The organism is Acinetobacter sp. YH12145 (assembly GCF_013418335.1).
GTDB lineage: Bacteria > Pseudomonadota > Gammaproteobacteria > Pseudomonadales > Moraxellaceae > Acinetobacter > Acinetobacter amyesii.
On the sequence record NZ_VPCE01000012.1, the window covers coordinates 117,959 to 136,886 of the forward strand.

Below are 18,928 nucleotides of genomic sequence, written 5' to 3' on the forward strand. Positions count from 1 at the left end.
GCATTTTAAATAATTAAATTCATGCATGCAGCTTAGATCCCACTGAGTAGCAATACACATCTTATGTTGCAAGACACGGTCATTCACTCAACTTCAAACTGCAAATGTCTGATGGCACGGTTCAATTTTATTAACAAAACAAGGTTTGTAGCTCTTCATCAAGAGGAACAATCACCAAAAATTTTATCAATCTTGAACGGTAGGATTTGATTAAACCAACTCGATAATATCAATGGTCGGTGGCACGAGAAAACGAAAAGGTACACCAACCATCCCCGTACCGACAGTGACAAAGACATCTGCATTGTCATGCTGATATAGCCCTTTTTTGTGGCCTAAAATGGACACTTTTTTCATTACATAATCGGTCAACCATGGCAATTCCACTTGTCCACCATGGGTATGACCCGACAACATCAATGGTCGTCCTGGCAGTTTAGGTACCATATCAACGGTATCTGGATTATGCGACAAAATGATCCAAGGCTTATCCTGTGGCAATTCTGGCAAATAGCGCATATCGGCTTTACCTGCCCATAAGTCCCCAACGCCTAATAAGCGAAACTCATTAAACTCAACCACCTGCCCTTCGATGTCCACCACATGATTACTTTCTAATGCATGTTTTAACAGCGCTTGAATAGGCGGACCGGGATATTGCTCATCATGATTACCATTCACCGAATAAATTGGAGCAATAATTTTTTTTAGTACGGCCAGCTCTTCAGCTAACTTATTTTCTGGCTCGTAAGTCCAATCCCCTGCAACCACGACCAAATCAGGATTTTGTGCATTGATCTTATCGACGATCATTTTTAACTGACGTTCATGACCTGAAAATAAACCAATGTGTAAATCACCAATTAAAGCAATGCGAACTGGCTTTAATAATTGTCGTGTTTCATGCAATTGATATTGGCATTTTTTCACCTGAATCATGTGCGGCTCGATAAATCGGGCATAGCACAAAAGCCCCGTAACAGCACCGACAAAAATCGCTTCATGTAGTGAATAATAGCCACTCCAGCCTGCATAAAAGCTAAAGAAGAATAAAGGGATAAGTAAATACGAAAGATAGAATGCCAACAAATGTACGAAGGCTTTAAACGGATGAATCGTTTCCGTGCGCGACTGACTTAACCAAGCTTGGGATATTGCCCAAACGCCCAGCACAGCCAACCCGATATAAAAATACATCACTACGGAATCTAATTCCCACATACATTTGCTCTACAATTTGCCTAACGAGAAAACTCGGTCACTATATTTATCTTTTCACAGCTGACACTTATACTCAAATCAAATTTTTTTTAGTATGTCTAACAGTATGAACTCAGCTACACCGAAACAGCAAAACTTGCCCTTCATACACAACCACACTAAGGCGGTTTTGCTGAGTTGTAGCCTTGCTTTGACTTTATCTGCATGTAGTACCTTGCCTAAACAGCAAACTCAACCTGTGGAATATGCCTTTAATACCCCGACAGACGATACTAGCCTTGCCAAAATTGTGTTGCCGCTACGTGAACAAAATCCGAACTTAACTGGTTACCACGTTCTGTATGACCCATTAGAAGCCTTAGCGGCTCGAATCGAGCTAATCAATAAGGCCGAAAAAAGTTTAGATTTACAATACTATATTTGGGATAACGACAAAATTGGTGCTTTGGCCCTACATGCCATGATCAAAGCTGCAGATCGTGGGGTCAAAATTCGTTTATTGGTCGATGACAATAATGCAAAAAAAATGGAAGGCATTTATATGGCACTCGACCAACATACCAATATTGATGTCAAACTGTATAACCCGTACCGCTTCCGACATTTCCGCCCTGTCGATATGGTGTTGGATCTAAAACGCATCAACCGTCGTATGCACAACAAAAGCTTTATTGCAGACAATCAAATTGCTCTGATTGGTGGTCGCAATATGAGTAACCAATACTATAACGTCAGTGATAATTATCAATTTTCCGATGTCGACGTCATGTTGGTCGGTGCGGCATCCGATGAAATCATTCATTCTTTTGACGAATATTGGAATGATGACTATGCCTTTCCAGTACGCCAATTGGTCAATCCACGCCACTATAGCTTGCGCTTTGACAGTCTCAAACAACAACTCGATGACTATAACCAAGAAGCCACTGTGGTCAATTATTTGGATTTAGCCAACCGTTCACATGCCTTTGATGACTGGCTCAACAATAAAATCCAATTTGACTGGGTTAAAGCCGAAGTGGTCAAAGATTCCCCAAGCAAAATCAAATCTAAGGCTAAAAAAGAAGAGCACCTCAACTTTCAGCTCCTCAACCGTTTAGATAAACCGGAACAAAGTGTCGATATCGTTTCAGCCTACTTTGTCCCAGAAAAAAAAGGGGCTGAACGCCTAAAAAACCTTCGTGCAGATGGCGTAAAAGTCAGAGTCTTGACCAACTCATTCCAGGCCAATGACGTACCATTGGTTCATGCTTTTTATAGCAAATATCGTCAAGATCTCTTGGAACACGACGTTCAACTCTATGAATTTCTCTCTAGACCTGATGCAGAAAACCTCAACACCAATACCAAAGAGTTGGCGGAAAAATCTAAAGTTAGTCTAAAAGGTTTAAGCCGTTCAAGCCTGCATGCCAAACTGATGGCAATTGATGAAAAACAAGTCTTTATCGGCTCATTTAACTTTGATCCACGTTCAGCATATTTAAATACTGAAATTGGGGTATTACTGAATAGCCCACGCTTAGCCAAAGCCGTCCACTACACCATGGATGAAAATTTAAGTAAATATGCCTATAAGTTAGTGCTCAATGCAGACCAACAGATCAATTGGAAAATTAAGCTGTCAAATGGTCAAACGCGTATTTATCCACGTGAACCGAAAATCAAGTGGTGGCAAAAAGCAGGGGTGAAATTTATCTCTTGGTTGCCGCTCGAAGGCTTTATGTAAGGATTGTGCTGCAAAGGCATCCCCTTGCAGCCTGTATCATTAAATTATTTAGCTTCAACTGGAACTGGCGCTTTAAGAACTTTAGCTTGAAGCTCTGCTAATCCCTGATTCATTTTTTGCTGCACTTCTTGTGTCAGACTGTCAACAGTATGACCTGCCGAATCAATTGCGGGCAATGTCATCAGATGCGCTGTGACTTTCGGCATTTCTAAGACATTTTTGACATGTCGATCAAAGCTAATGTCTCCGACATATGGCGCAATATTATCGAGTTCACCGTCCTGATTCACATAGCAAATTAAGCAAATTTGGACTGGACGTTCGGCTTCAATTGCCGCACCTAAAATACGACCATGAATTTTTTTAATTTTGCTGCCATCTGAAGTGGTGGCTTCTGGGAAAAAGAGTACCGGCGTATCTTGTTTTAAGAAGCCTGTAATTTGTTCTTTAATTTTAATCGAGTCGCCAGAGCCACGCTTAATAAATAAGGTGCCACCGCCTTTTGCCAAATTACCCAGCACTGGCCATTTTTCAATCTCAGCTTTCGCCAAAAAGAAAACACGTGCGCCAGAACCCAAAACTGCCACATCTAACCATGAAATATGATTACTTACCCAAAGGGCTGGTTGACGTGGAATTTCGCCATGCACTTTGACTTCAAGATTAAATACTTTGCATAACTTGCGACAAAAATACTGTACATAGCGGGTATTTTGCGGGTTATTCGGGTCTTTATACAATTGATGACGATAAACCAAATAAAAACCCTGCGTCACGGCAACAGCTGCTGCACCGACTTTTTTACAATACAAATAAAATTTTGAAAACACATTAATTTGCGATGTATTGACGATTTGAGGTTGATTCATAAACGGTTCACTAAAAGGACACGGTGCCACAATTTGGCGTAAATTTTCATCATCATATACCGAAGACAGTTTTTTTGCATTGATCATAAAAACCGAAGTCGAAGATAATATTTTCCCATTTTAATCGTTTTTAAAAATCAAATATTATTTTTATATCGGTTTTAAAGGTTAAAATTATGAATCATTCATATTCAGACAATCCCCCTATTTCTTCATGGCAAGCGTTAAAAGCCATTGCTTGTTTTTCATTGATATATGTGAGTGTGCTTTTCTTATTGGCGCTGAGCTTTCGAAGCTTTCTCTAATTGAATAGCACGACATACAGAACTTAGCCATTAATCCCTCACTTAGATTAACCCTCGCACTGCATTTTCGCCTAAAATGAATCTTTAAACAGGAGTGTGTGCTGAGTGGAAAATTTAAATCAACATCAAGCGAGCGGTGAACGCGTAATTTTAGTCAGTGTGGCAGTACAAATGCTTGCAGACCTTGATGCCGAAGAATTCCACTTACTTGCTCAATCTGCAGGTGCCAATATTCTGCAACATGTGCATGCTCAGCGTATTAAGCCTGATGCCAAATTATTTATCGGCTCAGGGAAAGCTGAAGAAATTGCAGAAGTAGTCGCAGAATATGAAGCCGAATTGGTCATCTTTGACCATGCTCTCACCCCTGCCCAAGCACGTAATCTTGAACGCATCATGCGATGTCGTGTGGTCGATCGCACAGAATTAATTTTAGATATTTTTGCCCAACGCGCACGTACCTATGAAGGTAAATTGCAAGTTGAATTGGCCCAATTACAACATATGGCTTCACGACTGATTCGTAGTCGTGGCGATCTCGATAGCCAAAAAGGCGGGATTGGCTTACGTGGACCGGGTGAAACGCTACTGGAAACCGACCGACGTCTACTCAAGCTCCGTATGGGGCAACTCAAAGCGAAACTGGAGAAAGTCCGCCAAACACGTATGCAAGGTCGTGTGGCACGTCAAAAAGCTGCAGTTCCTACCGTGTCATTGGTGGGTTATACCAATGCTGGTAAATCGACCTTATTTAATAATTTAGCAAAAAGTGATGTCTATGCAGCAGACCAACTTTTTGCGACACTTGACCCAACTTTACGCCGTCTACATTGGGATGGCATCGGCAACTTAGTTCTCGCAGATACTGTAGGTTTTGTGCGTAATTTATCGCACTCACTGGTCGAGTCGTTTAAAGCCACCTTAGAAGAAACGTTGGAGGCGACCTTATTGTTACATGTCATTGACTCCAGCAGTCCGGACATGATGGAACAAATCGAGGCTGTCGAAAAAGTACTGAAAGAAATTGGTGTCGATGTTCCGATTCTGCGCGTTTATAACAAAATTGATGTCAGTGGCGAAGATCCTAAAATCATCTATGGCAAGCCACATCAGCCGGAACGTGTCTATGTCTCAGCACATAGTGGTAAAGGTCTTCCCTTATTACGCCAAGCGGTTCAAGAATGCTTAATGGGACAGATTCAAAGCTTTGAAGTCCGTCTAAAACCGGCTTATGGCAAATTAAGAACACAACTGTATGCGCTCAATGTGATCCAAAATGAAAGTTATGATGAACAAGGCAACTTAATTTTGCATGTCATCATTGCCCCGCATAAGTTAGAACAACTGATTAAACAGGCGCATTTACCCATCGAAGAAATTTTGGGAACGCGTGCGCAACAATTTCAACGTCCACTTGAAGAATTTGAAATTAAAGACTAAATCGGTTAAAACTTGATTAGTATAATTTTAACGAAAGACAAAAATGGACTGGATCAAGCGCATCGACTGGAAAGCCTGGATAGGCACTATTGCATTAATTATTATTTTCCGTGAAGGCGCGGTCTGGGTCATGAAGCAATTCAATCACCCAGAATTAGGCAATCTAGTCGGTTTGATTGCCCTCTTGATCGTGCTTTCATTTTGGAGAAAATTCAACAAAATTCCAGCCAGTTTGGTCGATACCAATAATAAAATTATGAAAGAAAGTGCCTTTGCCTTCCTACCTATTAGTGCAGGCTCATTGCTAATGATGATGCATTTAGGCGATGAAATTCCGATGTTTTTGATTGTTCTCTTTGTCAGCACCCTCATACCGCTGTGGGTCTACGCAAAAATGTCTAAGAAATGGCTATAGGAGAATCAACATGCTTTCAATCATCTCTGGATTCATCATTACCCTGATCGCCTATCTTGTCGCAAAACCTATTAATAAAAAATTACCGCAAATCCCCGTGATTGTGATTGGGATGTTTTTCGTCATTGGTATGCTCTATCTTTTTGGCATTTCCTATGAAAGTTATATGGCACAGGTCAATCCACTGTTCAATAACTTACTCGGCTATGTCACAGTGGCCTTGGCCATTCCTTTAGCAGCGATGCGCTACGATGACTTGCCTTTAAAAGCCGTGGGCGGGATTTTAGTCTTTGCCAGTATCAGTGCCGTTGCCCTCCCTATGGGGCTGGCTTATTTGCTGCATTTGTCAGATCCAACCATTATGGCTTTTGCTACACGGGCAGTGACCACCCCTATTGCCATCAACATTGCCACGCTGCTGCATTCCCCGATTCCTTTGGTGATTTTGATTGTGATTTTATCAGGGGTGATTGGTGCAGCATTTTCACCCATCATACTTAAAAATATTCATGATGAACGTGCATCAGGACTCGCCTTAGGACTTGCTGCACATGCGATTGGCACAGCTCAAGCTTGGCAGCGCGGCAGCATTGCTGGGCGCTATGCGGCATTTGGCATGGCGGTAAATGCAGTCTTCACAGCAATCTGGTTGCCAACTTTCATACTCTATCTACAAAATATGTGACTGAGCAATCACTTTTAAATGATTGTTTTGTATAAAAAATAAACTTAATATAAATTCTAGGGTACACCACAACACATTGAACGATGTGCTGTGGATGTTACATTTTTGGTAAAGGCACTTTTGTGCAACATGTCAACTTTCCCGAATAAAATGTAAATATTTATGCTTAGAGTAGTTGCTCTAAGTTCAGATATTACCTAGTATGATCAATAAACCCTCACAAAGTGTATTGATAAAGGATTATTAATATGATCGAAAAAAGTTTGAAATGGGCTGCATTATTCGGTGCTGTAGTAACAAGCTCTGCACTCTATGCTCAAGATCTTACAGGGACTTGGCAACAAATTGACGATAAAACCGGTTCGCCTAAAGCACTGATCGAAATTCGAAAAGATGCCAAAGACACCTATACCGGCAAAATTGTCAAAGTGACGCCACGTCCGGGTTATACACCAAAGGAAAAATGTGTGAATTGCCCTGCACCTTATACCAACCAGCCTATTTTAGGGATGGATGTATTTAAGGGGCTGAAACTTGAAAGTGAAAATACCTACTCTCAAGGAAAAATTATTGATCCTTTAGCAGGCAAAATTTACAGCTTAAAAGGCAAAATTTCTGCCAATGGTAAGCGCTTACATTTACGTGGATATCTGGGGATTTCCGCGATTGGTCGTACACAGACATGGATTCGCGTTGAATAAATTTTAAATTTATTCAGTAAATTGATTTGATATAGGTGAACCACCTACAGGGAATATCTGATGAAAAAATTAAAAGTGAGCCTCTTATTCTTAGCTGCTGTAATGAGTGGTTCAGCTTTTGCTCAAGACCTTTCAGGGACTTGGCAACAAATTGATGATAAAACAGGTTCACAAAAAGCCATTATTGAAATCCGTAAAGAAAGTAATGGAACATTCGTGGGTAAAATCATCAAAGTGACGCCGCGTCCGGGCTATACACCGCGCGACACCTGCGTAAATTGCCCTGCACCTTATAAAAACAAACCGATTTTAGGCCTTGATGTGTTAACTGGTTTAAAACATGTTGAAGGGACCAATAACTACGACAAAGGCCGTATTATCGACCCACTTTCTGGCAAAATTTACGACACAAAAGTTCGCTTAAATGCCAGTGGCAAACGTCTCACGCTACGTGGCTATATGGGCGTATCAGCACTCGGTCGTAGCCAAACTTGGATTCGCCAAGAATAAGCTCAATGTTATAAAAACCGCCGCCATGGCGGTTTTTTTATGCCTAAGATATTCAAATTATTTTAAAAAATTAAGTTGACTATTCTCGTAAACTTTCTAACATACGTGCTCATAAATCACGCTTCTAGGGGAAAAGCGATTATGTTTAAAAAAATATTATTCAGCCTATGTACATTCGGATTGATGAATGTCGCATTTGCAAATGACATTGCTGGCACGTGGCAACAAATTGACGATAAAACAGGAGCGGCCAAAGCGATTATTTCGATTCACAAAGAATCCAATAATACCTATACCGGTAAAATTATTAAAATTACACCACGTCCTGGCTATACACCGCAAAAAAACTGTAATAAGTGCCCTGCGCCTTATACCAACCAACCGATTCTCGGCATGGAAATTGTTAAAGGTTTAAAGCAAATTAATAATACGAATAATTATGAAAAAGGTCGTATTATCGACCCTCTTTCTGGCAAAGTTTATGATGCTAAAGTGCGCTTAAACAGCACAGGAAAACGTATTTCGATCCGTGCAAGTATTGGCGTTTCAGTCTTGGGCCGTAACCAAACTTGGATTCGTTTAGACTAATCCTCACACTAATAAAAAAGCCGCATCAATGCGGCTTTTTTATTTTTAAATACTTACATTACAGGATTATCGACAGCAAACATGTGCTGATCTTCTAAACGATAGGCCATCAACTGATTGCCCCAGACACATCCGCCATCCACATTTTGGATTTTTGCTGAAATGCTTTTTCCTTGTAAAGCAGCCCAATGACCAAAAAGAATTTGATGGGTCTGCGCTGCTTGTGACTCAAACTCAAACCATGGCTTAAAACCCTTCGGCATAGGGTCATCGAGTGAATCTTTAAAACTGAACTCTAATCGACCTTCTGCATCGGTTAAGCGCATGCGGGTCAAATAGTTGGTAATACAGCGTAAGCGCGCATGACCAGACAAATCATCCGACCATAGGTTCGGCTCTTTACCGTACATCACTTGAAGAAACGCATCGACCACATCAAAGTCGTCATGACCAATCACCGCTTCCACTTCCTTTGCCAAGTCTGCGGTTTGCTGCGCAGTCCAATTCAAAGGAATACCCGCATGAGTCAAAATGGTTTGCTCATTCGGAAATAGACACAGCGGCTGCTTGCGTAACCAATCAATCAAATCATCACTTTCTAAAGCGTGAATCACATCATCGATATTGTCTTTAGGATTAATATCCTTAATACCGCGAGCGCATGCCAGCAAAGTCAGATCATGATTGCCCAGTACCGTCGCCGCAACTTCACTATCCACTAATTTTTTGATGAACCGCAAAGCGCCTACCGAGTTTTCACCCCGTGCGACGAGATCACCGGCAAACCATATAAAATCTTGGTCTGCATCAAACTTTATCTCTTTCAGTAAAGCTTTTAATGCTTCAAAACAGCCTTGAACATCACCAATGACATAGTTATAGCGAATAGAGCGAGTCATAATTATTTAAGCCACCATTTGATCTGCTAATGCGACAAATTCTGCAAGTGTTAGGGTTTCTGGACGCGCCATTGGATCAACCCCTGCATTTTCAAAACCATCTTCAACCAACATGCCTTTTAAGCTGTTACGCAAGGTCTTGCGGCGCTGAGTAAAGACATGTGAAACCAAACGCGCAAGCGCTTTTTCATCTTTCGCCACAATCGGTTTAACGGCATAAGGCTCTAAACGGAATACCGCAGAGGTGACTTTTGGCGGCGGATTAAACGAACCCGGCGGAACTTCAAATAAAAACGTCGGTTTACAGAAGTATTGGATCATCACCGATAAACGGCCGTATTCTTTAGTATTCGGTGAAGCGGTAATACGGTCCACGACTTCTTTTTGCAGCATGAAGTGCATGTCTTTGACTTTGTCGCCAAACTCCAAGAGATGAAACAGCAGCGGAGTCGAGATGTTATACGGCAAGTTGCCAACCACGCGCAGAGGACGGCCTTCGGCAAACAGCTCGGTAAAGTCATATTTCAGCGCGTCGGTTTCAACAATGGTCAAGCGCTCAGGATGCGGCACACGGCCCGGCAAACCTGCAGCTAAGTCACGGTCCAGCTCAACCACAGTTAGAGCATCACATTCACCAATTAAAGGCGATGTAAGCGCAGCAAGACCGGGACCAATTTCGACAATATTGTCACCAGTACGCGGATTTACCGAACGTACAATTTTGGCAATAACACGTTGATCATGTAAGAAATTCTGTCCAAACCGCTTACGCGTGTGATGCCCTTCATCTTTTGGGTTTAGGGCATTAATTTGATACATAAAATTCTCCGCATAGGTTGATTACAACGATTACTGACTTGATTCAAATTCACTCAAGCGAGCAAAAATTTCTTCGGACTTGGTCATATTATCCCGAGCCGCTTTAATTACACTGAGCAATGGCTCTCTTTGTTTCAACAAAGCCATTGTTTCAGATTTCATCATTTCTTCAGTTTCAGCCTGAATGGAGAGCAAACTTTCACGCATTTCAGCATTGTTTACGCGCTCTACACCGAGTTCGGGATTACCATTCAGTTGAGCCTTCAAATAAATATTGAAAGTTTCAAAATCTGCTAAAAAGTCATCTAAATCGTCTGGATGAATAGAATTCACATCAGTTAACTTCAGCAAAGAACTCAACATTCGTCCCGCAATATAGACTTGATTTTTGGCAATCATTGCTTGAATAGCTGAATTGTTTCCTCTAGCCATCATATCAGCCAGAATGTTATATTCAGCTTGAATACCTGGAATGGTTTCACTTACAAGAATTTGATATTCATATAGCGCATTCAGGCTATTTTGATGCTGTACAAGCAGATCAATATTAGCATTGATTGCCTGTCCATCTTGAAGCATTTTATCAGCACCGCCACGATTCGCATATTTTTTATGCATCGCGGTCAGCGCTTGATTAAATTTTTGCTGATTATGTTTAAAGCCATCCACGGCAGCCGGTGATGCAAAACGTATAAATCCTTCCGTCTGTTTTGGAATTTGCAGCGATAATACTTTTAATTCACAAAAATGATGATCTGTAGCGAGCGTTGAGCATGCTGACAGCATCAACGCTAACGCAATCCCAAAAAATGGGCGAATGATCGATTTCGCCCTAAGCATCTTGTTATTTTCCTGTTTTATTTTTGATAATTTTTTACTATTATTCATATAAAATTCAAACCTTTATTATTAAGTTTCGTTATTTTTCGCACGTGCTAATTCTAAAGCCAAATCAACCGCCACCTGTAAACTCGAACTTTTAGCAAGACCAGTTCCAGCCAGTGACAGTGCTGTGCCGTGATCCACTGAAGTCCGAATAAATGGTAAGCCCAAAGTGATATTGATGGCTTCGCCAAAGCCCTGCGACTTTAACACAGGTAAGCCCTGATCGTGATACATCGCCAAAACCGCATCGGCATCTTTTAAATTTTCAGGGGTAAATAAGGTATCAGCAGGTAAGCTCAGGCTCATATTCACCCCTTGAGCGCGATAACGCTCTAGCACCGGATTGATCACTTCAATCTCCTCCATGCCCAAATAGCCATCTTCACCCGCATGCGGATTTAAACCGCAGACTAAAATATGCGGATGATCTTTTTTAAATTTGGTTTTTAAATCATGAATTACAATATCAATGACTTGATGCAAACGTTCTTGAGTAATGGCATCGGCTACATCACGAAGCGGTAAATGTGTTGTTGCCAATGCGACACGGAGCGTTTTGGTCGCAAGCATCATCACGACACGGTCAACGCCTGCAAATTCTTGATAAAACTCAGTATGACCACTAAAGTGAATACCCGCTTCATTGATAATGGATTTTTGCACTGGTGCTGTCGCTACACCAACACTTTTACCAGATATCGCATAATCTGCAGATCGACGTAGCTGCTCGAGTACATAAGCCGCATTATTAACATCAAGTTGACCCGCAATAACAGGTGTAGTTACAGGTACATGTTCCACATAAAGCTGACCTAGAGCTGCCGAACCCTCCTGCCCAACATAGTCAATCAGTTCAACTTCGAGCTTTAACTGTTGAGCACGCTTGAGCAGCAAATCTTTATCAATAAGAACCACAAGTGGCCTTTCATCTATTCGATTGGCTAAGCTCAAACAAATATCAGGTCCGATACCTGCGGGTTCACCGCTCGTGATATATAAAGGCAGCATGGGTCTATCCTGTGTGTGCAATAGCATTATTATACTGTGTGATGCACATGACAGACCTAATTTTATTGATTAAAAATATCGGACTAAAACTCAAAAATAAGCGCGTTGTGCGACATTGTATGGAATGAAATCGAAAGCAAAACCTGAAATGCCAATGATCCAAATCAATGCAATAAGAATTACAATGCCGCGCTGAACGGCTGACACATGTTGCGGGTGCTTCGTTATCAGCCAAAAAGACATACCACCCAAAAGCAATAATCCAATCAACAGATAAACCAATAAATAACTAAGGAAAAATAAAGTGAGCATCATTAACAAAACGATGATCGCACCATCCGCCCCGTGCAAATACACCAAATACAAAAAAGTTGGGCTTAAAACCAAGGCGCTACATAAGCCCATTAATTGCAACCATTGCCGCCAAAATGAGGGTTCAGATGTGTTTTTTAACAGATTAGAATTCGACATGATTTACTTTCATCCGCTTTTTTTATAATTTCTGGATTATCTGCTGTTTATTGCTGAAGAAATATACTACAATACAGCGCTTGAAATTTTATATTTTCATTTGTGATTCTTCACGTATTCGTATAGAATCGCGTCTCCTTTTGTTTGGACAGTTTCCATAGTCCAAACCAACTATAATAGGTAGTGGTTTAATGAAAACTCTCAGCGCTAAGCCAGCTGAAGTTCAACACGACTGGTACGTTGTTGATGCTTCTGGCAAAACTTTAGGTCGCCTTGCGACTGAAATCGCTCGTCGTTTACGCGGTAAGCACAAAACTTCTTATACTCCTCACGTTGACACTGGTGACTACATCGTTGTTATCAATGCTGAGCAAGTTCAAGTGACTGGTAAAAAATCACTTGATAAGAAATATTATCGCCACACTGGTTTCCCTGGTGGTATTCGTGAAACTAATTTCGAAAAATTAGTTGCTCACAAACCAGAAGAAATCTTCGAACGTGCTGTAAAAGGCATGTTGCCAAAAGGTCCTCTTGGTTATGCAATGATCAAGAAAATGAAAGTGTACGCTGGTACTGAGCATCCACATACTGCTCAACAGCCACAAGTTTTGGACATCTAAGGGATACAGCACATGGCTACTAACTATGGTACAGGTCGCCGTAAGACCGCAACTGCACGTGTTTTCCTATCAGCTGGTACTGGTAAACTCGTAATCAACAACCGTTCTTTAGAACAATATTTCGGTCGTGAAACTGCTCGTATGGTTGTTAACCAACCACTTGAGCTTTTAGAAGCTACTGAGAAATATGACCTTTACATCACTGTTGCTGGTGGTGGTATCGGTGGTCAAGCAGGCGCTATCCGTCACGGTATTACTCGTGCATTGATTGCTTCTGACGAAACTCTTAAACCTGCTCTTCGTCAAGCTGGTTTCGTTACTCGTGATGCTCGTGAAGTTGAACGTAAGAAACTTGGTTTACGTAAAGCTCGTAAACGTCCTCAATTCTCTAAACGTTAATTCGTTTACCGAATCGGACAAAAAACCTTGGCTTATGCCAAGGTTTTTTTATGTCTTAATTTTTATGAAGATGATGCAAATAGAATAACGATCCGATAAACAAAAAGACTCAAACTCGCAATAAAACATATAACCGACAGTGTTAGTGTAATTGTACAGATGGTCATTTTGCTTTTTTGTTCTAGGCTATCATCCTCTGCTCCATAATCAGAGGCATAACCTCCAGCGAGTGCCGTATAAAAGCCAATGCCCATAAAAATAACAGCAGCTAAAAATAATAATTTTTGTACAAGTGCAATGGTCATCATGCGGTGACGATCAGGTAAATGAATGACATGAAAAAGCTATCAGATAAAATCAAATAAAACAAAACTGTAATTTTCACTGTAGCTGCATTGATATTGCTAAAGTCCCCGTGATTTTACTGTCTAATTTTAGTATCCTATCTTATTCATTTCTCATCGTCTCGGATTATGTCAGTCGAAAATGCACCTCTCCAAGGGATTACGCTTTACAGTCATGCGGATGACTTTCGCTCACACTGGATACGCTATGTACTTGCAGAGAAGCAAATCAAACATAATTTAATTATTGCTGATGATGAAGACGAAGATCTTGCGAGTTTAAATCCCTACAATCAACTTCCGATGATGATTGAAAATGGCCTAAAACTCTATAACAGCAGTATTATTGCCGAATATCTGGATGACCGATATCGTCAAAATAAACTGTATGCAGATGCACCCATGCCTCGTGCAGAGCAACGTCAATATGTATGGCGCTTCGAACAAGATTGGTTAAGACTTGCCGATATTATGCTTCGCCATCCCGATACCCTCAATGAAAAAGCCAAGCAAAAAGCACAAAAACAATTGCGTGATACACTCATTTCACTAACCCCCTTGTTTCAGCATTATCCTTATTTTATGTCTGAACAATTTAGCATGTTAGACTGTATGCTCGCACCTGTATTTCTGCGCCTAAAAGCCATGGGGATTGAGCTTCCCAAACAGCAATGCCGCCCTATATTTCTCTATTGCCAACGCATCTTTAGCCGTCCTGCATTTATCAAATCGATGACATTGCAGGAAAAAAATCGCTATAGCGAGCTTTTAGCAAAAAATTAATTTCCCATTAATATTCGAGTAAGCATTATGTCTGAACAAGAACTACAACTCACTCCAACGCGTCCATACTTAACACGGGCACTTTATGAATGGATTTGTGACAATCAACTTACACCGTACCTACTTGTCGATGCGACACAGAATGGTACGATGGTGCCAGTTCAATATATCCAAGATGGCCAAATTGTCCTGAATATTGCACCTCATGCAACGCATGCGCTGCATATGAGCAATGAGACGATTACTTTCTCTGCACGCTTTGGTGGCGTTTCGCAAAACCTCTATATCCCCTTTTCTGCTGTTCTAGGTATCTATGCACGTGAAAATGGTCAAGGCATGTTCTTCGATCCTCAAGAATATGAAGGTATTCAGAATGATCAAAATGCTTTAAAATCAAACGACCAAGAACAACAAGAGCAACCGAAGAAAAAACCAGGTTTAAGGTTGCTCGATTAAAGAATAAGGAAGCGAATAATGGCTTTTGATTTAGTACAATATTTTGTCGAACAAATAGAATCTCAAAAGCCTACGCTTTTAAGTCATTTAAATCTTGAAGAAAAACGTCAACATATACGTGAAATTAATGCATTAACTTTAGGTGAATTGATTCATCAGCTCCGCAATAATGCTCAAAAGATTTATCAAGAAATTAATCAGCCTGATGAACTCTATATTCAAGAGGTTTCACGCCATCTGACCACCAATCCATCGAATGCATCAATATTAGAACGCTCTGAACTTGAACACCTAACAACTGAAATTTTTCATTTACAATTAAATGAATTAAAGCAACTTCATGATACCGGCGCACACTCACCACAAAGCATTCAAGAATTACTCAACGGACAAATTGAACACCTTTCTGGTCAAGCGGATGATTGGGTTTGGTCAACAAACAACCTAACAGAGCTTCTTGGTTCTAAACCAAATCTGCAAGAAGAGATATCATTAGAAGCATCAATGAAGGAGTTCAATCAAATGGTTAATCAACAACATACTCAAGAAGATGTGACAACTGAAGTACAAGTGCCAACTTGGTCAAAAATTGTAGAGCCTATCGTTGCAGTGGTGATTTTATGGATTCTGGCATCTGCAGCTTGTAATATTTTTTCTTAAGTGGCTTCATTTGTCTAAATCAATGACCTGCTTTTTAAGCAGGTTTTTTTAAATCGAATATTCTAAATTACACGCCTTTGGATCACTTTTTGTTTTCTTTATGTAAATCGGTCAGCTTTATTCTGCAAAAATTGAGTTTTGTCACACCATTTACAAAATATTACATTTGAATTTTTGGTAAATTTTATATCAAAAATAAAGTTCTAAAATACATAAAAAATATATATAGCAAATTAAATCACATTTTTTAAATCCTAAAACTTAACGCTATATTTAGAAAATATTATCCTTTTAAAGCAAAAAATTAATTTTATTGCAAAGCCACTTACGCTTCCTATAATTAAATTATGTAGTTAAAAACGCTAGTTTAATTACCTAAATATCTACAAATAATAATCATGTATAACCTAAAAGAGGGGCATAAAAATGGCTAAAGTTTCATTAGAATCACTCACAACAATCGACGGTTTTTATGCAGCGGCACTGGTAGACGGTGAAAGTGGCCTAGCTATGGCGACACAAGGCGGTGGAGATATTGATTTAGAATTAGCAGCTGCTGGAAATACTGAAGTGGTTCGCTCCAAAAGACGTGTTGCTCAGTCACTCAATTTAGATGATCACATTGTCGATATTTTAATTACCTTAGGAAAGCAGTATCACTTGATTCGTCCACTGGAAAATAATGAATCCGTATTCTTATATTTAGTACTTGATCGTGCCAAAGCAAACCTAGCCATGGCTCGACACGAATTAAAAACCTATGAAAAAAGTTTAGATTTTGCTTAATTTCACCCAACCCTCCTATACCAATAAGAGGGTTTTTTATTCCCAAAATGTTTTACAGATTTGAATAAAATTAGTCGAGGAACACCATGAATAAGCAATATATCAATATCGGCATTGCAGGATTAAGTATTCATGATTCAGATCAACTCAAACATCAGCTTTACGCAATTTTTCCACAGCACTTTAATATCCAATGGAAAAGTGCATCTGATGTGAATCTCGATTGCTTATTTATTCATGAGCGTTTTTTTGATACCGAGGGAATTCAAAAAATATTAACGCGCCGTGCTTTACCTTGGCTCAAGATCTCGAAAGACAACCAACAATCAGGGCGTGTCAGAAACAATACGCTGTTCCTTCCCGTGGACGACAATCAAGAGCTCAATCAATGGATTGATAAACATCTCGTCAGCCATAATGACCTTAACGAATCCATTGAGCATGCTCAACATGATCAAATCCAGAGCTTTAGCGATTTTAATTTGGAGGATGATTACTTCAAAAAAATGTATGCAGAAGATAATCATGAAAAATTACACCTATATGATGATCTAGGCACAATAGCGGTAATCGATACCGCGCAAAATATAGCTTGGCTCAACCTCGAGCGTCAACTTCAACACACAGATGCTAGTTTTAAATATGATTTCGCATCAATTGAAGATATGACCCATGTAAGTCGAAAGCATCCCGTCATCCTTCAAGACTGGATATGGAATCTATTTTGGCAAACTCCGAATTTTTACCAAACAGTTCCTGAAGATGGTCATTTTCGAATTTTAAGCTGGCCAAAACCTACTGAACATTTATCTCATAAACAAATTTTTCAACTTTCTGCATGTTTTATCCAGGGTGCAAAGATATCAACGATCGCAGAACAATATGATATACCCCTCAGCACCGTTCGGCAGTTCATTGCTGCGAATATGGCATCACTGAATATTAAAAAAATAAATCTTTGGGATAAACATTACACGCCACCTGAAACGCATGAACCAACAGAAGAAAAGAACTTTGTACAAAGCTTCTTTCGTAAATTACGCCGTAAATTTGGATTTTAGAACAGGACATCAAACATGATTCTTCAGCAATATAAAATTGTCTTTGCTGGTTCTATGGGTGCTGGAAAAACTGAAGCGATCCGTTCACTTTCTGATATCCCAGTTCTACTGACCGAGGCGTTTAATACAGATCAAACCAGCCATCAAAAACTTGAAACCACAGTAGGTATCGACTACGGAGAAGTGACCTTAGAAGATGGTTTAAAAATAGGTTTATATGGTACCCCTGGACAAAGTCGTTTTGATTTTATTTGGCCTGTGATTTGTCAAGGCGCAATCGGTGCAATTATTTTGATTGATCATAATGTTAATGACCCTTTAAGTGAACTCGAAAGCTACTTAGAAACCTTCCAAAACTATACAGATAACATAGCCATTGGAATTACCCATACAGACGAAATCACAAGTTCAACGAATACTGCTATCTACAAAGATTGGCTGATTAGTCAGGACTTATATTCGCCCCTATTCTTTATTGACTGTCGCAAAAAATCTGACGTTTTACTGCTACTTGAAGCTTTAATTACCTCAATCGAAGTAAATCACTACATTACCGCATAAGGAGCTATTAATGTTTAATGTCACAAAACGCACCGCTTCGAATGAGTTAATACAACATGCCCGTGAACAAATAAATAATATTATTAACAATGCACGAGGCGTTCATTTCATCATGGTGTGTTCAACAGATGGATTTGAGCTAACAAGTGTTTACAAACGTGGGCAATATAACAATAGCAAGTTAGCTGCGGTTAGCAGCTCTATCCTTGCAATGGTGTCAGCATTTATTAAAGAAATTCATTTAGTTGGTTGTCAGAATATAACCTTAGATGCAGAAAATGGAAAAGCGATACTTGCATCTGTTGCTGCACAAAATCATCCCATGATTATTGTGGCATTGACAGATAAGGACATTTTATTAGGCCAAGTCTTATATATGCTTAAAGCTGCAACGCAATCAATTATTTCAGCGGATCAATAAACTTTATAGAAATATTGAAGACTATTAACTTTATATTTGATTCAGAAATATTCATTTATTCGTCACTTTAACTTATTCATTTTCCTATTCTATTCTTCTGCTTTTCTTCTTCCCTCTTTTCCTTCCCGGCATAAAAAAACACCCCCTGCACTAGTCAGGGGGTGTTTAGAATAATGAGCTGGCGATGACTTACTCTCACATGGGTAACCCCACACTACCATCAGCGCTAAGAGGTTTCACTTCTGAGTTCGGGAAGGGATCAGGTGGTTCACTCTTGCTATTGTCGCCAGCACAA

At 40.0% G+C, this 18,928-nt stretch carries 24 protein-coding genes and 1 rRNA gene; 16 read left to right on the plus strand and 9 right to left on the minus strand.

Annotated features, from left to right (window positions below):
• Positions 1-210: 210 nt before the first annotated feature.
• Positions 211-1,221 carry a metallophosphoesterase gene (locus FTU80_RS12705; protein WP_180011627.1) on the minus strand — a complete coding sequence of 337 codons (1,011 nt, stop codon included), beginning with the start codon at positions 1,219-1,221 and terminating at the stop codon, positions 211-213.
• A gap of 106 nt (positions 1,222-1,327) precedes the next feature.
• Here FTU80_RS12705 and FTU80_RS12710 point away from each other — a divergent pair, with 106 nt between their 5' ends.
• Complete coding sequence (locus FTU80_RS12710; RefSeq protein ID WP_257221515.1) at positions 1,328-2,947, plus strand: phospholipase D family protein; 1,620 nt, start codon at positions 1,328-1,330, stop codon at positions 2,945-2,947.
• 44 nt (positions 2,948-2,991) lie between these two features.
• On the opposite strand, the gene FTU80_RS12715 is transcribed toward FTU80_RS12710, so the two are convergent.
• Positions 2,992-3,816 carry a 1-acyl-sn-glycerol-3-phosphate acyltransferase gene (locus tag FTU80_RS12715; RefSeq protein ID WP_180085454.1) on the minus strand — a complete coding sequence of 275 codons (825 nt, stop codon included), beginning with the start codon at positions 3,814-3,816 and terminating at the stop codon, positions 2,992-2,994.
• A gap of 410 nt (positions 3,817-4,226) precedes the next feature.
• Here FTU80_RS12715 and hflX point away from each other — a divergent pair, with 410 nt between their 5' ends.
• The 6 genes from hflX (at position 4,227) to FTU80_RS12745 (ending at position 8,460) form a co-directional block, all read left to right on the plus strand.
• Entirely contained in the window at positions 4,227-5,561 is a 1,335-nt protein-coding gene (gene hflX / locus FTU80_RS12720) for a ribosome rescue GTPase HflX (RefSeq protein ID WP_111885001.1), read from the plus strand.
• A 43-nt stretch (positions 5,562-5,604) separates the two neighbouring features.
• Entirely contained in the window at positions 5,605-5,976 is a 372-nt protein-coding gene (locus FTU80_RS12725) for a hypothetical protein (protein ID WP_078194269.1), read from the plus strand.
• Between the two features lie 10 nt (positions 5,977-5,986).
• Entirely contained in the window at positions 5,987-6,661 is a 675-nt protein-coding gene (locus tag FTU80_RS12730) for an LrgB family protein (RefSeq protein WP_078190106.1), read from the plus strand.
• Positions 6,662-6,909: 248 nt separating this feature from the next.
• Positions 6,910-7,362: a DUF2147 domain-containing protein gene (locus tag FTU80_RS12735; RefSeq protein WP_180024995.1), complete on the plus strand. Its 453-nt coding sequence runs from the start codon at positions 6,910-6,912 to the stop codon at positions 7,360-7,362.
• 60 nt (positions 7,363-7,422) lie between these two features.
• The gene (locus tag FTU80_RS12740; protein ID WP_078190108.1) at positions 7,423-7,872 is read left to right on the plus strand and encodes a DUF2147 domain-containing protein; all 450 of its coding nucleotides are present in this window, start codon (positions 7,423-7,425) and stop codon (positions 7,870-7,872) included.
• A gap of 141 nt (positions 7,873-8,013) precedes the next feature.
• Entirely contained in the window at positions 8,014-8,460 is a 447-nt protein-coding gene (locus FTU80_RS12745; protein WP_078190109.1) for a DUF2147 domain-containing protein, read from the plus strand.
• A 53-nt stretch (positions 8,461-8,513) separates the two neighbouring features.
• On the opposite strand, the gene FTU80_RS12750 is transcribed toward FTU80_RS12745, so the two are convergent.
• From FTU80_RS12750 to FTU80_RS12770, 5 genes are all read right to left on the minus strand, one after another.
• Positions 8,514-9,359: a symmetrical bis(5'-nucleosyl)-tetraphosphatase gene (locus FTU80_RS12750; RefSeq protein ID WP_180085435.1), complete on the minus strand. Its 846-nt coding sequence runs from the start codon at positions 9,357-9,359 to the stop codon at positions 8,514-8,516.
• 6 nt (positions 9,360-9,365) lie between these two features.
• Complete coding sequence (gene rsmA / locus FTU80_RS12755; RefSeq protein WP_078190111.1) at positions 9,366-10,178, minus strand: 16S rRNA (adenine(1518)-N(6)/adenine(1519)-N(6))-dimethyltransferase RsmA; 813 nt, start codon at positions 10,176-10,178, stop codon at positions 9,366-9,368.
• Between the two features lie 30 nt (positions 10,179-10,208).
• Positions 10,209-11,066, minus strand: a complete 858-nt coding sequence (locus FTU80_RS12760) for a pilus assembly protein PilJ (protein ID WP_180085437.1) — start codon at positions 11,064-11,066, stop codon at positions 10,209-10,211.
• 21 nt (positions 11,067-11,087) lie between these two features.
• A complete protein-coding gene (gene pdxA, locus FTU80_RS12765) occupies positions 11,088-12,071 on the minus strand; it encodes a 4-hydroxythreonine-4-phosphate dehydrogenase PdxA (RefSeq protein WP_180085439.1) in 984 nt (327 codons plus the stop codon).
• A gap of 90 nt (positions 12,072-12,161) precedes the next feature.
• Positions 12,162-12,542, minus strand: coding sequence for a hypothetical protein (locus tag FTU80_RS12770; RefSeq protein ID WP_180085441.1), 381 nt, complete (start codon positions 12,540-12,542; stop codon positions 12,162-12,164).
• A gap of 191 nt (positions 12,543-12,733) precedes the next feature.
• Here FTU80_RS12770 and rplM point away from each other — a divergent pair, with 191 nt between their 5' ends.
• Positions 12,734-13,162, plus strand: a complete 429-nt coding sequence (gene rplM / locus FTU80_RS12775) for a 50S ribosomal protein L13 (RefSeq protein ID WP_004722943.1) — start codon at positions 12,734-12,736, stop codon at positions 13,160-13,162.
• Positions 13,163-13,174: 12 nt separating this feature from the next.
• Positions 13,175-13,561, plus strand: a complete 387-nt coding sequence (gene rpsI, locus FTU80_RS12780) for a 30S ribosomal protein S9 (RefSeq protein ID WP_078190115.1) — start codon at positions 13,175-13,177, stop codon at positions 13,559-13,561.
• A 62-nt stretch (positions 13,562-13,623) separates the two neighbouring features.
• Here rpsI and FTU80_RS12785 read toward each other — a convergent pair whose 3' ends face one another.
• Complete coding sequence (locus FTU80_RS12785; RefSeq protein ID WP_180085443.1) at positions 13,624-13,869, minus strand: hypothetical protein; 246 nt, start codon at positions 13,867-13,869, stop codon at positions 13,624-13,626.
• 165 nt (positions 13,870-14,034) lie between these two features.
• Between FTU80_RS12785 and FTU80_RS12790 the strand changes: the two genes are divergently transcribed.
• The 7 genes from FTU80_RS12790 (at position 14,035) to FTU80_RS12820 (ending at position 18,633) form a co-directional block, all read left to right on the plus strand.
• Complete coding sequence (locus tag FTU80_RS12790; RefSeq protein WP_180024986.1) at positions 14,035-14,688, plus strand: glutathione S-transferase N-terminal domain-containing protein; 654 nt, start codon at positions 14,035-14,037, stop codon at positions 14,686-14,688.
• 27 nt (positions 14,689-14,715) lie between these two features.
• Positions 14,716-15,144, plus strand: coding sequence for a ClpXP protease specificity-enhancing factor (locus FTU80_RS12795; RefSeq protein ID WP_078194278.1), 429 nt, complete (start codon positions 14,716-14,718; stop codon positions 15,142-15,144).
• Positions 15,145-15,162: 18 nt separating this feature from the next.
• Positions 15,163-15,804, plus strand: coding sequence for a hypothetical protein (locus FTU80_RS12800; RefSeq protein WP_180085445.1), 642 nt, complete (start codon positions 15,163-15,165; stop codon positions 15,802-15,804).
• A 426-nt stretch (positions 15,805-16,230) separates the two neighbouring features.
• Positions 16,231-16,590 carry a roadblock/LC7 domain-containing protein gene (locus FTU80_RS12805; RefSeq protein WP_111884992.1) on the plus strand — a complete coding sequence of 120 codons (360 nt, stop codon included), beginning with the start codon at positions 16,231-16,233 and terminating at the stop codon, positions 16,588-16,590.
• Between the two features lie 86 nt (positions 16,591-16,676).
• Positions 16,677-17,651: a hypothetical protein gene (locus FTU80_RS12810; protein WP_180085447.1), complete on the plus strand. Its 975-nt coding sequence runs from the start codon at positions 16,677-16,679 to the stop codon at positions 17,649-17,651.
• Positions 17,652-17,666: 15 nt separating this feature from the next.
• Positions 17,667-18,212, plus strand: coding sequence for an ATP/GTP-binding protein (locus FTU80_RS12815; protein ID WP_078190122.1), 546 nt, complete (start codon positions 17,667-17,669; stop codon positions 18,210-18,212).
• Between the two features lie 10 nt (positions 18,213-18,222).
• Complete coding sequence (locus FTU80_RS12820; RefSeq protein ID WP_078194283.1) at positions 18,223-18,633, plus strand: hypothetical protein; 411 nt, start codon at positions 18,223-18,225, stop codon at positions 18,631-18,633.
• Positions 18,634-18,809: 176 nt separating this feature from the next.
• On the opposite strand, the gene rrf is transcribed toward FTU80_RS12820, so the two are convergent.
• A 5S ribosomal RNA gene (gene rrf / locus FTU80_RS12825) occupies positions 18,810-18,924 on the minus strand.
• Positions 18,925-18,928 lie beyond the last annotated feature (4 nt).

Coding starts and splice junctions, on each gene's coding strand:
- FTU80_RS12705 (WP_180011627.1), bottom strand. CDS start 1,221: ATGTGGGAATTAGATTCCGTAGTGATGTATTTTTATATCGGGTTGGCT.
- FTU80_RS12710 (WP_257221515.1), top strand. CDS start 1,328: ATGAACTCAGCTACACCGAAACAGCAAAACTTGCCCTTCATACACAAC.
- FTU80_RS12715 (WP_180085454.1), bottom strand. CDS start 3,816: ATGAATCAACCTCAAATCGTCAATACATCGCAAATTAATGTGTTTTCA.
- FTU80_RS12725 (WP_078194269.1), top strand. CDS start 5,605: ATGGACTGGATCAAGCGCATCGACTGGAAAGCCTGGATAGGCACTATT.
- FTU80_RS12730 (WP_078190106.1), top strand. CDS start 5,987: ATGCTTTCAATCATCTCTGGATTCATCATTACCCTGATCGCCTATCTT.
- FTU80_RS12735 (WP_180024995.1), top strand. CDS start 6,910: ATGATCGAAAAAAGTTTGAAATGGGCTGCATTATTCGGTGCTGTAGTA.
- FTU80_RS12740 (WP_078190108.1), top strand. CDS start 7,423: ATGAAAAAATTAAAAGTGAGCCTCTTATTCTTAGCTGCTGTAATGAGT.
- FTU80_RS12745 (WP_078190109.1), top strand. CDS start 8,014: ATGTTTAAAAAAATATTATTCAGCCTATGTACATTCGGATTGATGAAT.
- FTU80_RS12750 (WP_180085435.1), bottom strand. CDS start 9,359: ATGACTCGCTCTATTCGCTATAACTATGTCATTGGTGATGTTCAAGGC.
- rsmA (WP_078190111.1), bottom strand. CDS start 10,178: ATGTATCAAATTAATGCCCTAAACCCAAAAGATGAAGGGCATCACACG.
- FTU80_RS12760 (WP_180085437.1), bottom strand. CDS start 11,066: ATGAATAATAGTAAAAAATTATCAAAAATAAAACAGGAAAATAACAAG.
- pdxA (WP_180085439.1), bottom strand. CDS start 12,071: ATGCTGCCTTTATATATCACGAGCGGTGAACCCGCAGGTATCGGACCT.
- FTU80_RS12770 (WP_180085441.1), bottom strand. CDS start 12,542: ATGTCGAATTCTAATCTGTTAAAAAACACATCTGAACCCTCATTTTGG.
- rplM (WP_004722943.1), top strand. CDS start 12,734: ATGAAAACTCTCAGCGCTAAGCCAGCTGAAGTTCAACACGACTGGTAC.
- rpsI (WP_078190115.1), top strand. CDS start 13,175: ATGGCTACTAACTATGGTACAGGTCGCCGTAAGACCGCAACTGCACGT.
- FTU80_RS12785 (WP_180085443.1), bottom strand. CDS start 13,869: ATGATGACCATTGCACTTGTACAAAAATTATTATTTTTAGCTGCTGTT.
- FTU80_RS12790 (WP_180024986.1), top strand. CDS start 14,035: ATGTCAGTCGAAAATGCACCTCTCCAAGGGATTACGCTTTACAGTCAT.
- FTU80_RS12795 (WP_078194278.1), top strand. CDS start 14,716: ATGTCTGAACAAGAACTACAACTCACTCCAACGCGTCCATACTTAACA.
- FTU80_RS12800 (WP_180085445.1), top strand. CDS start 15,163: ATGGCTTTTGATTTAGTACAATATTTTGTCGAACAAATAGAATCTCAA.
- FTU80_RS12805 (WP_111884992.1), top strand. CDS start 16,231: ATGGCTAAAGTTTCATTAGAATCACTCACAACAATCGACGGTTTTTAT.
- FTU80_RS12810 (WP_180085447.1), top strand. CDS start 16,677: ATGAATAAGCAATATATCAATATCGGCATTGCAGGATTAAGTATTCAT.
- FTU80_RS12815 (WP_078190122.1), top strand. CDS start 17,667: ATGATTCTTCAGCAATATAAAATTGTCTTTGCTGGTTCTATGGGTGCT.
- FTU80_RS12820 (WP_078194283.1), top strand. CDS start 18,223: ATGTTTAATGTCACAAAACGCACCGCTTCGAATGAGTTAATACAACAT.